Source organism: Roseateles sp. (assembly GCF_019237615.1).
Taxonomy (GTDB): Bacteria; Pseudomonadota; Gammaproteobacteria; order Burkholderiales; family Burkholderiaceae_C; genus Pelomonas.
In genome coordinates this window covers 1-13,847 of the sequence record NZ_JAFAGT010000101.1, presented here as the reverse complement: position 1 = coordinate 13,847, position 13,847 = coordinate 1, and the positions used below count along the sequence as shown (strand labels likewise).

The window sequence follows — 13,847 nt, the reverse complement described above, 5'->3', positions numbered from 1 at the left end:
GCGCCCGGGCCGGGCCGGATCTAGCCCGTGGTCGTCATCAAGAACCTCCGCCAGGAGCTGTCGCGCTTTCGCTCGCGCGTGCTGGCCGCGGTCGCCTTCGTGCTGTTCTGCTTCGGCCTGCTCGTCACGCGCCTGGTCTGGCTGCAGGTGGTGCAGTACGACAGCTTCGCCGAGCGGGCCGAGTCCAACCGCATCGCCGTCGTGCCCATCGTGCCGAACCGCGGCCTCATCAAGGACCGCAACGGCGTCGTGCTGGCCAGCAACTACTCGGCCTACACGCTGGAGATCAACCCCGAGAAGGTCACCGACCTGGACGCCACCATCGAGGCGCTGGGCCAGGTCATCGACATCCAGGCCCGCGACAAGCGCCGCTTCAAGCGACTGGCCGAGGAGTCCAGGCACACCGACTCCCTGCCCATACGCACCAAGCTGACGGACGAGGAGGTCGCGCGCTTCACGGCCCAGCGCTACCGCTTCCCCGGCGTCGAGATCAAGGCCCGGCTTTTCCGCTCCTATCCGCTGGGCGAAGTTGGCGCCCACTTGATCGGCTACATCGGCCGCATCAACCAGGCCGAGAAGAAGGCGATGGACGACTGGGAGGAGGAGGACCTCGCCAACTACCGCGGCACCGAGTACATCGGCAAGCTGGGCCTGGAGCAGGCCTACGAGAAGGAACTGCACGGCACGACCGGCTTCGAGCAGGTCGAGACCAGCGCGGGCGGCCGCGCGGTGCGTCGCCTGGATCACCGCCCGCCCACGCCCGGCAACACGCTGAACCTGTCCATCGACATCAAGCTGCAGGCGCTGGTGGAGCGGCTGTTCGGCGAGCGCCGCGGCGCGCTGGTGGCCATAGACCCGCGCAATGGCGAGGTGCTGGCCTTCGTGTCCAAGCCCACCTTCGACCCCAACCTCTTCGTCGACGGCATCGACGCCGACTCCTGGCGCGAGCTCAACGAGGACCTCGACAAGCCGCTGCTCAACCGGGCGCTGCGCGGCACCTACCCGCCCGGCTCCACCTTCAAGCCGCTGATGGCCATGGCAGCACTGAACAGCGGCAAGCGCGCGCCCGGCACGGTCATCATGGACACGCTGAACTACAGCTTCGGCGGCCGCAACTTCAGCAGCCCCGAGACGGATCGCGCCGGCCCCAAGGACATGCGTCTGGCCATCGTCACCTCGTCCAATGTCTACTTCTACAGCCTGGCCAACGAGATGGGCGTGGACCTGATCCACGACCAACTCGAACCCTTCGGCCTCGGGCGCCGCACCGACATCGACGTGCAGGGCGAGGTCACCGGCGTGCTGCCCTCGCAGGAGTGGAAGCGCAACTACTTCCGCAAGAGCCCGGCGAACCAGAAGTGGTTCCCCGGCGAGACCATCTCGCTGGGCATAGGCCAGGGCTACAACAGCTTCACGATGCTGCAGATGGCGACGGCCTACTCGACCATCGCGTCGGGCGGCCAGCGCTTCAAGCCGCGCCTGGTGCGCGAGATCGAGGACGTGGTCAAGCACCAGCAGCGCCGCATCGCCAGCGACGCGCTGACGCCGCTGCCGCTGCGGCCGCAGGACGTGGACGTGATCCGCAACGCGATGACCGGCGTGACGCAGGAGGGCACCGGCCGCCAGGTGTTTGCCGGCGCGCCCTATCTGAGCGGCGGCAAGACCGGCACGGCCCAGGCCGTCGGCCTGCGCGCGGGCGAACGCTACCGCGACATCAAGGCCGACGAGCGCAAGCGCGACCACTCGCTGTACGTCGGCTTCGCGCCGAGCGACCAGCCCACCGTCGCGCTGGCCGTCATCGTCGAGAACGCCGGCTGGGGCAACGCCTCGGCGGCGCCCATCGCCCGTCGCGTGTTCGACTACCTGCTGACGGGCACCTACCCCAGCGAGGAGGACATCGCCAAGACGCAGCTGGGCCAGACCTTCGCGCCCATAGGCACGCCGCGCAAGGCGGCCGACGTGCCCGTGGCGCCCGGCGAGGCTGCCTCAGCCGCCGCCTCGGGAGCTTCGCGATGACCATCATCGAACGCCCGCCGCTGTGGCAGCGGCTCAGGCCCTGGCTCAGCGGCTTCGACATCCCGCTGCTGCTGGCCGTGCTGTGGCTGTGCGGCTGGGGGCTGCTGTGCATGTACTCGGCCGGCTACGACCATGGCACCCGCTTCATGGACCATGGCCGCAACATGCTGCTGGGCCTGGGCCTGATGTTCATCGTGGCGCAGATCCCGCCGCAGCGGCTGATGGCGCTGGCCATCCCGCTCTATGTGTTCGGCGTGACGCTGCTGCTCGCGACAGCGCTGTTCGGCATCACGAAGAAGGGCGCGACGCGCTGGCTCAACGTCGGCGTCACGCAGATCCAGCCGTCCGAGCTGCTGAAGATCGCGACGCCTCTGATGCTGGCCTGGTGGTTCCAGAAGCGCGAGGGGTTGCTGCGCTGGCCGGACTTCATCGCCGCCTTCGCGCTGCTGCTGCTGCCCTTCCTGCTGATCGCCAAGCAGCCTGACCTGGGCACCAGCCTGCTGGTGCTGGCTGCGGGCCTGTACGTGATCTTCTTCGCCGGCCTGCCGTGGAAGCTCATCGTGCCGGCCGTCGTGCTGGCCGCCGCAGGCATCACGACGCTCGTGCTCAGCGAGGACCGCATCTGCGATCCCGACGTGACCTGGCCGGTGCTGAAGGAGTACCAGAAGCACCGCGTCTGCACGCTGCTGGACCCGTCCAAGGATCCGCTCGGCAAGGGCTTCCACATCATCCAGGGCGAGATCGCCATCGGCTCGGGCGGCATGACCGGCAAGGGCTTCATGCAGGGCACCCAGACCCACCTGGAGTTCATCCCCGAGCGCACCACCGACTTCATCTTCGCGGCCTTCGGCGAAGAGTTCGGCTTCATGGGCGCGCTCGCGCTGCTGGTCGGCTTCACGGCGCTGATCCTGCGCGGCCTGATGATCGCGTCCGACGCGCCGACGCTGTTCTCGCGCCTGATGGCCGGCGCGGTGACGCTGTCCTTCTTCACCTATGTCTTCGTCAACATGGGCATGGTCAGTGGCATCCTGCCCGTCGTCGGCGTGCCGCTGCCCTTCATCAGCTACGGCGGCACGGCGATGGTGACGCTGGGGCTGTCGCTGGGCCTGCTGCTGTCGATCGCGCGGGTCAAGAAGGTGGTGAAGACCTAAGCCGGGACAGGGCCGGGAAGCGGATCGTGAAGCGAGCCCCCGGCCCCTGCCCGTCGGGCGACTCACCACCCGCCGCCCGGCGCACGCGGGCGTCGTCCAGCGCCATCTCGGCCTCGTGCTGCTGCACGATCTCCTTCACGATGGCCAGACCCAGGCCCGAGCCCTCGACGCCGCTGCCCAGCGAGCGGTAGAAGGGCTGGAAGACCTTCTCGCGCTCGCCCGGCGCGATGCCCGGCCCACTGTCCTCGACCTGCAGCACGACGACCTGGCCGAAGGGGTCCTCGACGACGCGCACCGTCACCAGCCCGCCGGCCGGCGTGTAGAGCAGCGCGTTGTCGACCAGGTTGCGGATCAGCTCGCCCAGCAGCACCGGCTGGCCGCGCACGCACAGCCGGCTGTCGTCCGGCACGACGCCGTCGTAGCCGAGGTCGATGCGGCGCTCCAGCGCACGCGGGACGAAGTCGCGCACCGTGTCGATGGCGATCTCGGCCAGGTTGACGGGCTCACGGCGCAGCGCCTGCTCGACGTCCTCTGCGCGCGCCATCGCGAGCAGCTGGTTGACCATGTGCGCCGCCCGCTCGCTGGCGCGGGCGATCTGCGCCAGCGAGCGCTTCAGCTCCTCCGGCGAGGCGCGGCCCACGTCGATCTCGCGCTGGATCAGCTCGGCCTGGGTGCGCAGGCCCGCCAGCGGCGTCTTCAGCTGGTGGGCGGCGTCGGCGAGGAAGTGCTTCTGCCGGCTCATGGACGAATCCAGCCGCGCCAGCAGGTCGTTGATCGCGCGCACCAGCGGCGCCACCTCGTCGGGCACGCGCTGCTCGTCGATGGGCGACAGGTCCGAGCTCTCGCGCGAACGGATGCGCCGCTGCAGCTCGTTGAGCGGCGAGATGCCACGCGCCAGCGCCAGCCACACCAGCAGCACCGCCAGCGGCAGGATGACGAACTGCGGCAGGATGACGCCCTTGATGATCTCGTTCGTCAACCGCGCCCGCTTGCCCATGGTCTCGGCGACCTGCACCAGCATCGTCTTGGCGCCCACGGCCTGGCCTTCCGGCGCCACCCACAGGTAGGCCACGCGCACCGCATCCGACCCCACCTCGTCGTCGCGGAATTGCAGCTCCCAGGGCACGATGGACGCTTCCTCGGCGGGCACGGGCAGCGTCGCATCGCCGCTGAGCAGCTCGCCGCGCAGGCCCAGCACCTGATAGAAGACCGTGTCCGACGCGTCGGCCCGCAGCAGCGCTGCTGCCTCGGGCGCAAGCGCGTAGCGATCCTTGCCCTTGCCGGTGTTTGCCGGCGCCGCGGCCGCCACCTGCTGCCCCAGGCTGCGCGCCATCTCGCCCAGCTCGCGGTCATAGGGGCGGCTGGCGATGCCCTGCGCCACCAGCCAGGTCAGCGCGACGCTGATCGGCCAGATCAGCAGCAGCGGGGCGAGCATCCAGTCGAGGATCTCGCCGAACAGCGAGCCCTGCTGCGGGCTGGCGCCGTCCCGGGTGGGCATCTACGCCGGCCGCGGCGCCGGGCCGCTCCCAGGCCGGGCCCGACCCTCGCGGAGGGGCGACGGCCGTCCCCGGCCAGCAAAGCGCCTCATCATGAGGCGATCTTCTCGAGGCAGTAGCCGAGGCCGCGCACCGTTGCGATTCGGATGGGCCCCTGCTCGATCTTCTTGCGCAGCCGGTGGATGTAGACCTCGATGGCGTTGTTCGAGACCTCTTCGCCCCATTCGCACAGGCGCTCGACGAGCTGGTCCTTGCTGACCAGGCGGCCGGCGCGCTGCAGCAGCACCTCCAGCAGCGACAGCTCGCGCGCCGACAGCTCCAGCATCTGCTCGTTGATATAGGCCACGCGGCCGGTCGCGTCGAAGCTCAGCGGCCCATGCTTGATGATGCTGCTGGCCGTGCCCAGGCCGCGCCGCGTCAGCGCGCGCACGCGCGCCTCCAGCTCCTGCAGCGAGAACGGCTTGGCCATGTAGTCGTCGGCACCCAGGTCCAGCCCCTTGACGCGCTGCTCCACGCTGTCGGCCGCCGTCAGGATCAGCACCGGCATCGTCGAGCCGCGCGCGCGCAGCTTGCGCAGCACCTCCAGCCCGTGCAGGCGCGGCAGTCCCAGGTCGAGGATGACCAGGTCGAACTCGTGCGTCGCCAACGCCGTGTCGGCCTCGCTGCCCGTGGCCACGCGGTCCACCGCGTAGCCCGAGGCGCGCAGCGCCCGCAGCAGCCCGTCGGCCAGCACTTGATCGTCTTCGGCAATCAGAATGCGCATGTTTTGTCTCCTGAGCCGATGTTAGGCCGGAACGCGGCGCCTCCTGCCGCGGACGGCCACAATGCCGCGCCGCCGCTGTCTGCCCTCCGCCATGCCCGACTTCCCCCTCCCCGGCGCCGCCGCCCTCGCCCCGCTGGCCGAAGCCGCGGCCCGCGCCGACGAACTTGGCGGGCTGCAGCCCGGGCAGCTCGACCTGCTGCATCGCGAAGGCTGGCTGACCCTGCTGGCACCGCGCGCGGTCGGCGGCGGCGAATGGCCGCTGCCCGCCGTCGTCCGGCTGGAGGAGGCCGTGGCGGCCGCCGACGGCAGCTGCGGCTGGTTCCTGACGCTGTGCGCCGGTGCCGGCTGGTTCGCCGGCTTCCTGCCGCCGGAGCTGGCGCGCGACATCCTCGCGGCCCCGCGTGTCTGCCTGGCCGGCAGCGGTGCCGCCGGCGGCTGGGCCGACCGCGACGGCGACGGCTGGCGCATCAGCGGCCACTGGGGCCATGCCACCGGCGCGCCGCAGGCCAGCCATTTCACGTTCAACGCCCGGCTGCGCGAGCAGGGCCGGCCGCTGCTGGATGCCCTGGGGCAGCCGCGGGTGCGGGCCTTCGTCGTGCCGGCCCGTGACGTGCAGTGGCAGCCCAGCTGGCACAGCATCGGGTTGCGCGCGAGCGCCTCGCATGCCTTCGGAATCGACAGCGCGTGGGCGGCCGACGCCCAGGCCTTCGACATCGATCCGGCACGAGCGACGGCGCCCGGCCCGCTGTACCGCTTCCCGTTCCGCGCCCTCGCGCTGGCAACGCTGGCGGCCAACCTGCTCGGGCTGGCGCGGCATTTCATGGCGCTGGCCGAGCCCGTGGTCCAGGCCCGGACGACCCGGCGCGGCGATGCCGGCGGCGCTGTTCTCGCCGGCGTCCAGGCTCAGCACCAGGCGCTGACCCAGGCCCGCACGGCGTTCTACGCCGCGCTCGACGACGCCTGGCGGCGGCTGGACGCAGGCCAGCCCTTGGAGGCCGGCGCCGCGGGCCCGCTGGAGGCGGAGTCGTTCCGGCTGGCCCGCACGACGCGCGAGCTGTTCGCGGCCGCCTACCCCGCCTGCGGGCTGCTGGCCGCCGATCCGCGCAGCGAGCTGAACCGCGTCTGGCGCGACTTCCATACTGCGACGCAGCACGCGCTGTGGATGGGCTGAGGACGATCGCGCATGGCTCACGCCATGAGCCACCTCCGACCTAGCATGAGGCCCGTCCGCATCCCGAAGAAGCCATCCTCAAGGCATCGGACGAACTACTGTACAAACATACAGATTGCTCCATAATTCGAGCATTCAATTGGAGAGCCCCATGGACGCCCCGGTCAAAGCCCTGAACACCGAAAAAGCCAAGGCCTTGCAGGCCGCCCTCGCCCAGATCGAAAAGCAGTTCGGCAAGGGCTCCATCATGCGGCTCGGCGAGGGCGAGGCGCTGGAAGACATCCAGGTCGTCTCCACCGGCTCGCTGGGCCTGGACATCGCCTTGGGCGTCGGCGGCCTGCCGCGCGGCCGCGTCGTCGAGATCTACGGCCCCGAGTCGTCGGGCAAGACGACGCTGACGCTGCAGGTCATCGCCGAGATGCAGAAGCTCGCCGGCACCTGCGCCTTCATCGACGCCGAGCATGCGCTGGACGTGCAGTACGCGCAGAAGCTGGGCGTCAACCTGAGCGACCTGCTGATCAGCCAGCCCGACACCGGCGAGCAGGCCCTCGAGATCGTCGACGCGCTGGTGCGCTCCGGCTCGGTGGACCTCATCGTCATCGACTCGGTCGCCGCGCTGACGCCCAAGGCCGAAATCGAAGGCGAGATGGGCGACAGCCTGCCCGGCCTGCAGGCCCGCCGGATGAGCCAGGCGCTGCGCAAGCTGACCGCGACGATCAAGAAGACCAACTGCACGGTCATCTTCATCAACCAGATCCGCATGAAGATCGGCGTCATGTTCGGTTCGCCCGAGACGACCACCGGCGGCAATGCGCTGAAGTTCTACGCCTCCGTGCGCCTGGACATCCGCCGCATCGGCTCCATCAAGAAGGGCGAGGAAGTCATCGGCTCCGAGACCAAGGTCAAGGTCGTCAAGAACAAGGTCAGCCCGCCGTTCAAGACCGCCGAGTTCGACATCCTCTACGGCGAAGGCATCAGCCGCGAGGGCGAGATCGTCGACATGGGCGTCGTCCACAAGATCGTCGAGAAGTCCGGCTCCTGGTATGCCTATCAGGGCGAGAAGATCGGCCAGGGCAAGGACAACGCCCGCGAGTTCCTGCGCGAGAACGTCGATGTGGCCCGCGAGATCGAGAACAAGATCCGCGCTGCGGTTGGCGTCGCGCCTCTGGGCGAAACCGAAGGCGCGTCCGACAAGGCGTGAGCGCCGCGATTGCGGGGCCCGGGCCCCGCCAGGCCATCCAACCCGGCTGAAGGTTCGCCATGGCGCGTGCACCCCTGTCGCTGAAGGCCCGGGCCATCGGCCTGCTGGCCCAGCGCGAGCACAGCCGGCTCGAACTCCGGCGCAAGCTGCTGGGCATTGCGCGCCGCTCGCGTGCCGCGGCAGCGGCCGATGCCGGCACGGACGAGGAGGCGGCCCAGGACGCCGACCAAGCCGGCGAGAACGCCGTCGACGCGCTGCTCGATGCCCTCGCTGCCGAGGGCTACCTCGACGAAACCCGCTTCGTCGAGTCGCGCCTGCATGTCCGCGCCGGCCGCTTCGGCGCCCAGCGCATCCAGCAGGAACTCGCCCAGCACGGGCTGAAGCTGGACGCCGAGCAGCAGGCCGCGCTGCGTGCGACCGAGCTGGAGCGGGCCCGCGAGGTCTGGCTCAAGCGCTTCGGCCCGGAACCGGCACGCGACGCGGCCGAACAGGCGCGCCAGACCCGCTTCCTGCTGGCCCGGGGGTTTTCCCCCGAGTTGGTGCGCCGTTTGCTGCGCCCCTGAGGGACGCTTGACCGACTGCGGAAGGGGAGTTTTCACCCTCCGTGCTACATTGCCGGCTGCCCCAAAACGAGGGTTCACCCGGTTACAAGCCTTTTGCCCATGTCGGCTGAGCGCTGCAAAAGCCGGTCTGACCCCGTCCCGGCACAGGCCGGGTTGATCCGCTAATCCCGTCTCATGCCCGCCGTCAACCCGTCCGTCACGCGCCGCCCACTGCACCGCCGCGCCTTCGATGTGCAGGTTTTCGCGCGCGATGACGGCCTGTTCGATGTGGAAGCCAGCCTGACCGACACCAAGTCGCACGACGTGCCGCTGGCCGGCGCGCCGCGCAAGGCCGGCGACCCCATCCACGACATGCGCCTGTACCTGACCGTGGACGCGGCGCTGACCATCACCGCGGCCACGTCCGAGACGCTGTGGATGCCTTATCCGGGCGCCTGCGACGAGCATGGCGACGCCTATGCCCGCCTTGTCGGCCTGAACCTGATGAAGGGCTTCCGCCGAGCCGTCCAGGAACGCCTGGCCGCCACGCGCGGCTGCACACACTTGACCGAGCTCTGCCAGGTGCTGCCGACGGCCGTCATCCAGGCCCTGGCCGGCTCCGTCATCGATACACGCGAGGGCGACGCCTCCGGCAACCCGCCCTTCCAGCTCGACCGCTGCCATGCGTTGCGCCGCGACGGCGCCACCGTGGCCAAGTTCTACCCCCGCTGGCACCTGGCCACTCCAGATGCCGCCGTAACCGCCTCCTGACTTCCCCGACCCGAGAGACCCAGCCATGAAAATCCACGAATACCAGGGCAAAGAAATCCTGCGCCAGTTCGGCGTGCCGGTGCCGCGCGGCATCCCCGCTTTCACCGTGCAGGAAGCCGTTGAAGCCGCTCAGAAGCTGGGCGGCCCGGTCTGGGTCGTCAAGGCCCAGATCCACGCCGGCGGCCGCGGCAAGGGCGGCGGCGTCAAGGTCGCCAAGACCATCGACGACGTGAAGGAAAAGGCCGAAGGCATCTTGGGCATGCAGCTCAAGACGCACCAGACCGGCCCCGAAGGCCAGAAGGTCCGCCGCCTGTACATCGAGGACGGCGCCGACATCAACAAGGAACTCTACGTCTCGCTGGTCACCGACCGCGGCACGCAGAAGGTGGCCTTCATCGCTTCCAGCGAAGGCGGCATGGACATCGAAGAGGTGGCCCACAGCACGCCCGAGAAGATCATCACCGAGATGATCGACCCGCTGACCGGCCTGACCGAAGCGCAGTCGCGCAAGATCGCAGCCGCCATCGGCCTGAGCGGCGCTTCCATCGACCAGGCAGTCGACATCTTCGCCAAGCTCTACAAGTGCTACATGGACACGGACGCGTCGCTGGTTGAGATCAACCCGCTGAACTGCGATTCCAAGGGCAACCTGATGGCCCTGGACGCGAAGTTCAACTTCGACGCCAACGCGCTGTTCCGCCACCCCGAGATCGTCGCCTACCGCGACCTCGACGAAGAAGACCCGGCCGAAGTCGAGGCCTCCAAGTTCGACCTCGCCTACATCTCGCTGGACGGCAACATCGGCTGCCTCGTGAACGGCGCCGGCCTGGCCATGGCCACGATGGACACCATCAAGCTGTTCGGCGGCGAGCCGGCCAACTTCCTGGACGTCGGTGGCGGCGCCACGGCCGAGAAGGTGACCGAGGCCTTCAAGATCATGCTGAAGAACCCGCATGTGAAGGGCATCCTGGTCAACATCTTCGGCGGCATCATGAAGTGCGACACCATCGCCGAAGGCGTGATCACCGCCTGCAAGGCCGTGAACCTGTCGGTGCCCCTGGTCGTGCGCATGAAGGGCACGAACGAAGACCTGGGCAAGAAGATGCTGGCCGAATCGGGCCTCCCGATCATCTCGGCCGACACCATGGCCGAAGCCGCGACCAAGATCGTCGCTGCCGTCAAGTAATCGCTGCCCGCTAAGCCAAGGAATACGACATGAGCATCTACATCAACAAGGACACCAAGGTCATCACCCAGGGCATCACGGGCAAGACCGGTCAGTTCCACACCCTGGGCTGCCAGGCCTACGCCAACGGCAAGAACGCGTTCGTTGCCGGCGTGAACCCGAAGAAGGCCGGCGAGAAGTTTTCCGACATTCCCATCTACGGCACCGTCAAGGAAGCCGCCTCGCAGACCGGCGCCACCGTCTCGGTGATCTACGTGCCGCCCGCGGGCGCCGCTGCCGCGATCTGGGAAGCCGTCGAGGCCGATCTGGACCTGGCGATCTGCATCACCGAAGGCATCCCCGTCCGCGACATGCTCGAAGTGCGCAACAAGATGAAGGCCAAGGAACTGGCCGGCGGCAAGAAGACGCTGCTGCTGGGCCCGAACTGCCCCGGCCTGATCACGCCTGAAGAGATCAAGATCGGCATCATGCCCGGCCACATCCACCGCAAGGGCCGCATCGGCGTGGTCTCGCGCTCGGGCACGCTGACGTATGAAGCCGTGGCCCAGCTGACCGAGATCGGCCTCGGCCAGTCGTCGGCTGTCGGCATCGGTGGCGACCCGATCAACGGCCTCAAGCACATCGACGTGATGAAGGCCTTCAACGACGATCCGGACACCGACGCCGTCATCATGATCGGCGAGATCGGAGGCCCGGACGAGGCGGAAGCCGCGCGCTGGTGCAAGGCCAACATGAAGAAGCCGATCGTCGGCTTCATCGCGGGCGTCACCGCCCCTCCGGGCAAGCGCATGGGCCACGCCGGCGCGCTAATCTCCGGCGGCGCCGACACGGCCGATGCCAAGCTCGCCATCATGGAAGAGTGCGGCTTCAAGGTCACGCGCAACCCGTCGGAAATGGGCCGCCTGCTGAAGGCACTGCTCTGAGCACGTCCTAAGCCCGCTCACCCCGGCAAAAGCCGCCCGCTGCCCGCGCAGCCGGCGGCTTTTTTACTGAGTGACCGCGGCCGGCGAATGCGGCGACACTCGGCCGCAAATGAATTCGACGTTCTGGATCGCCGTCCTCGAAATCATCTGGGTCAATGTGCTGCTGTCGGGCGATAACGCCGTCGTCATCGCACTGGCGGCACGGCAGCTCGACCCGCGGCGACAGCGCGTCGCCGTCATCGGCGGGAGCTTCGCGGCGATTGCGCTGCGCGTGCTGCTGACGCTGTTCGCCGTGGCCCTGCTGCGGCTGCCCTGGCTCAAGCTGTGCGGTGGCGCGCTGCTCCTCGTGGTCGGCGTGCAGTTGCTGCGCGACGACGACGATGCCGGCGCGACGCGGCCGGCGAGCGCGTCGGTCTGGGCCGCCATGCGCACCATCCTGCTGGCCGACCTCGTCATGAGCCTGGACAACGTGCTGGCCGTCGCCGCCGCGGCCGCCAGCGCGCCCATCGCCATGCAGGCGCCCTTGCTCGTCGTCGGCCTCGGCCTGTCGATCCCGTTGATCGTCTTCGGCAGCACGTTGCTGCTGCGCATGATGGAGCGCGTGCCGTTGATCGTCACGCTGGGCGCGGCGCTGCTCGGCTGGGTGGCCGGCCATATGGTCATCGACGACGTCGGACTGCAGGACTGGCTGGGGCGACATGCGCCCAACACACAAGCCATTGCCCCGCTGGATGGGCTCGCCGGCGGGATCGGCGCGGCGCTCGTGCTGATCGTGGGCCGTTGGCGAGCGCGGCGTCGGCCCTAAGATTGCGTCATGTCAAAGCCCCCTTCACTTTGGCGACGCCTGCTCGGCAGCAAGACCGAGGCCGCGCCCGCCGGGCTGGCCCGCTACCGCCGCGAGCGCCTGCTGGGCCAGGGCTCGATGGGCGAAGTCTGGCTCGCCACGGATCTCGAGACCAATCAGCCCGTGGCGCTCAAGCAGCTGGCGTTGACGCGCGAGTTCTCGCCAGAAGACCGTGCCGACGTGCGCCAGCGCTTCATGCGCGAGGCCGCCGCCGCCGCCCACCTGCGCCACCCGGACATCCTGCACATCCTCGAAGCCGGCGAGGACGGCGACGACGCCTGGATCGTCATGGAGTACGTGCGCGGCCACGACCTCAGCCACTTCAGTCGCAGCGGGCACCTGCTGCCGGTGCCGGCCGCCATCCGCCTGGGCATCCGCCTGGCGCGCGCGCTGGGCCATGCGCATTCGCAAGGCGTGGTGCACCGCGACATCAAGCCGGCCAACGTCATGTACGACCGCGCCGGCGACGCGCTGAAGATCATGGACTTCGGCATCGCCCGCGTGGCCGACGGCAGCCGCACGCGCACCGGGCTCGTGCTGGGCACGCCGTCCTTCATGTCGCCGGAGCAACTGGCCGGCCTCAAGGTCGACGGCCGCAGCGACCTGTACTCGCTCGGCGTGATGCTCTACCAGTTGCTGACCGGGCAGTTGCCGCACCAGGCCGACTCGATGGCCAAGCTGATGCAGATGATCGCCGTCCAGCCGCCGCCCGACGTGCGCCACTTCCGCCCGGAGCTGCCCGAGGCCCTGGCGCTGGTCCTCGCGCTCGCACTCGAAAAGCGGCCGGAACTGCGCTACAGCTCCGGCGAGCAACTGGCCGGCGACCTGCAGGCGGTGCTCGACCAGGGCCTGCCGGCCGAGCTCGACGTCGACTTCGATGTGGCGCCGCAGGCACCCGGACCGCTCGAAGCGCCGCTAACTGTGGATCCTTTCGCACTTACGCAGAGGCTCGATACCGGGGAAGCAGTGCAAAATCTGCCGACACCCCCAGCCCGCCCCAAGAACACGCAATGAGCCTGGAGATCTTTCACGCCACCGACGTCGGTCGCGCACGCGACAACAACGAGGATGCGGTGACCGTGGACGAATCGGTCGGCCTCGCTGTCCTGGCCGACGGCATGGGCGGCTACAACGCCGGCGAGGTCGCCAGCCACATGCTCACGAGTTTCATCGGCGCCGAACTCGGCCGCTGGCTCAAGGATGCCGGTGTCTCGGCCAGCGCGGGCGACGTGAAGCGCGCCATGGACATCTGCGTCGACAACGCCAATCGCGCGATCTTCAACGCCGCCAACACCAACCCGCGCTACGCCGGCATGGGCACGACGCTGGTGCTGGGCGTGTTTCGCGAAGAGGGCCTGCTGCTGGGCCACGTCGGCGACTCGCGCGCCTACCGGCTGCGCGGCGGCCAGCTCGTGCAGCTCACGCGCGACCACTCGCTGCTGCAGGAACAGCTCGACGCCGGCCTGCTGACGGCCGAGGAAGCGGCCTACTCCAGCAACAAGAACCTCGTCACGCGCGCCGTCGGCGTCGAAGACACGGTCATGCTCGAGCAGCATCTCCACGAGGTGCAGCCGGGCGATGTGTACCTGTTCTGCTCGGATGGACTCTCCGACATGCTCGAAGAAAGCTCGATCCGGCAGTTGCTTCAGAACCACCCTGGGCTGCCTCAGGCCGCACAGGCGCTGATCGATGCGGCCAATGAGATGGGCGGTCGGGATAATATTGCGATCGTGCTGGCACGCGTCGAAGGCCGCGTCAAGCCGGAAGGTCGTTCGTGGTGGCC

General features: G+C 69.0%; 13 protein-coding genes. 11 read left to right on the top strand and 2 right to left on the bottom strand.

The features are described from left to right. Positions 1-27 precede the first annotated feature (27 nt). Both mrdA and rodA read left to right on the top strand, forming a co-directional pair. A complete protein-coding gene (gene mrdA / locus JOY88_RS21565; protein WP_293504706.1) occupies positions 28-2,016 on the top strand; it encodes a penicillin-binding protein 2 in 1,989 nt (662 codons plus the stop codon). Then, the gene (gene rodA / locus JOY88_RS21560; protein WP_293504705.1) at positions 2,013-3,167 is read left to right on the top strand and encodes a rod shape-determining protein RodA; all 1,155 of its coding nucleotides are present in this window, start codon (positions 2,013-2,015) and stop codon (positions 3,165-3,167) included. Before mrdA ends, rodA begins: the two co-directional genes overlap by 4 nt. Here the strand turns inward: rodA and JOY88_RS21555 are convergent. Together JOY88_RS21555 and JOY88_RS21550 are read right to left on the bottom strand one after the other, a co-directional pair. After that, positions 3,145-4,665, bottom strand: a complete 1,521-nt coding sequence (locus JOY88_RS21555; RefSeq protein WP_293504704.1) for a sensor histidine kinase — start codon at positions 4,663-4,665, stop codon at positions 3,145-3,147. The genes rodA and JOY88_RS21555 overlap by 23 nt on opposite strands. An 89-nt stretch (positions 4,666-4,754) precedes the next feature. Further along, positions 4,755-5,426 carry a response regulator gene (locus JOY88_RS21550; RefSeq protein ID WP_293504703.1) on the bottom strand — a complete coding sequence of 224 codons (672 nt, stop codon included), beginning with the start codon at positions 5,424-5,426 and terminating at the stop codon, positions 4,755-4,757. A 91-nt stretch (positions 5,427-5,517) separates the two neighbouring features. Here JOY88_RS21550 and JOY88_RS21545 point away from each other — a divergent pair, with 91 nt between their 5' ends. The 9 genes from JOY88_RS21545 to JOY88_RS21505 form a co-directional block, all read left to right on the top strand. Beyond that, positions 5,518-6,597 carry an acyl-CoA dehydrogenase family protein gene (locus JOY88_RS21545; RefSeq protein ID WP_293504702.1) on the top strand — a complete coding sequence of 360 codons (1,080 nt, stop codon included), beginning with the start codon at positions 5,518-5,520 and terminating at the stop codon, positions 6,595-6,597. Between the two features lie 151 nt (positions 6,598-6,748). Then, entirely contained in the window at positions 6,749-7,798 is a 1,050-nt protein-coding gene (gene recA, locus JOY88_RS21540; RefSeq protein ID WP_293504701.1) for a recombinase RecA, read from the top strand. A 59-nt stretch (positions 7,799-7,857) separates the two neighbouring features. Continuing rightward, a complete protein-coding gene (locus JOY88_RS21535) occupies positions 7,858-8,361 on the top strand; it encodes a regulatory protein RecX (RefSeq protein ID WP_293504700.1) in 504 nt (167 codons plus the stop codon). 174 nt (positions 8,362-8,535) lie between these two features. After that, the gene (locus JOY88_RS21530) at positions 8,536-9,111 is read left to right on the top strand and encodes a DUF2889 domain-containing protein (RefSeq protein WP_293504699.1); all 576 of its coding nucleotides are present in this window, start codon (positions 8,536-8,538) and stop codon (positions 9,109-9,111) included. 25 nt (positions 9,112-9,136) lie between these two features. After that, positions 9,137-10,297, top strand: coding sequence for an ADP-forming succinate--CoA ligase subunit beta (sucC, locus tag JOY88_RS21525; protein ID WP_293504698.1), 1,161 nt, complete (start codon positions 9,137-9,139; stop codon positions 10,295-10,297). A gap of 29 nt (positions 10,298-10,326) precedes the next feature. Beyond that, positions 10,327-11,220: a succinate--CoA ligase subunit alpha gene (gene sucD / locus JOY88_RS21520; RefSeq protein WP_293504697.1), complete on the top strand. Its 894-nt coding sequence runs from the start codon at positions 10,327-10,329 to the stop codon at positions 11,218-11,220. A gap of 109 nt (positions 11,221-11,329) precedes the next feature. Continuing rightward, complete coding sequence (locus JOY88_RS21515; RefSeq protein WP_293504696.1) at positions 11,330-12,025, top strand: TerC family protein; 696 nt, start codon at positions 11,330-11,332, stop codon at positions 12,023-12,025. A gap of 9 nt (positions 12,026-12,034) precedes the next feature. Then, complete coding sequence (locus JOY88_RS21510; RefSeq protein ID WP_293504695.1) at positions 12,035-13,078, top strand: serine/threonine-protein kinase; 1,044 nt, start codon at positions 12,035-12,037, stop codon at positions 13,076-13,078. Further along, the coding region (locus JOY88_RS21505; RefSeq protein WP_293504694.1) for a Stp1/IreP family PP2C-type Ser/Thr phosphatase at positions 13,075-13,847 on the top strand (773 nt) is incomplete at its 3' end. The genes JOY88_RS21510 and JOY88_RS21505, both read left to right, overlap by 4 nt.

What these genes read in the sequence shown, in the direction of transcription:
- recA (WP_293504701.1), top strand. Translation starts at nt 6,749, where the DNA reads ATGGACGCCCCGGTCAAAGCCCTGAACACCGAAAAAGCCAAGGCCTTG.
- JOY88_RS21530 (WP_293504699.1), top strand. Translation starts at nt 8,536, where the DNA reads ATGCCCGCCGTCAACCCGTCCGTCACGCGCCGCCCACTGCACCGCCGC.
- sucC (WP_293504698.1), top strand. Translation starts at nt 9,137, where the DNA reads ATGAAAATCCACGAATACCAGGGCAAAGAAATCCTGCGCCAGTTCGGC.
- JOY88_RS21510 (WP_293504695.1), top strand. Translation starts at nt 12,035, where the DNA reads ATGTCAAAGCCCCCTTCACTTTGGCGACGCCTGCTCGGCAGCAAGACC.
- JOY88_RS21535 (WP_293504700.1), top strand. Translation starts at nt 7,858, where the DNA reads ATGGCGCGTGCACCCCTGTCGCTGAAGGCCCGGGCCATCGGCCTGCTG.
- JOY88_RS21555 (WP_293504704.1), bottom strand. Translation starts at nt 4,665, where the DNA reads ATGCCCACCCGGGACGGCGCCAGCCCGCAGCAGGGCTCGCTGTTCGGC.
- rodA (WP_293504705.1), top strand. Translation starts at nt 2,013, where the DNA reads ATGACCATCATCGAACGCCCGCCGCTGTGGCAGCGGCTCAGGCCCTGG.
- JOY88_RS21515 (WP_293504696.1), top strand. Translation starts at nt 11,330, where the DNA reads ATGAATTCGACGTTCTGGATCGCCGTCCTCGAAATCATCTGGGTCAAT.
- sucD (WP_293504697.1), top strand. Translation starts at nt 10,327, where the DNA reads ATGAGCATCTACATCAACAAGGACACCAAGGTCATCACCCAGGGCATC.
- JOY88_RS21550 (WP_293504703.1), bottom strand. Translation starts at nt 5,426, where the DNA reads ATGCGCATTCTGATTGCCGAAGACGATCAAGTGCTGGCCGACGGGCTG.
- JOY88_RS21545 (WP_293504702.1), top strand. Translation starts at nt 5,518, where the DNA reads ATGCCCGACTTCCCCCTCCCCGGCGCCGCCGCCCTCGCCCCGCTGGCC.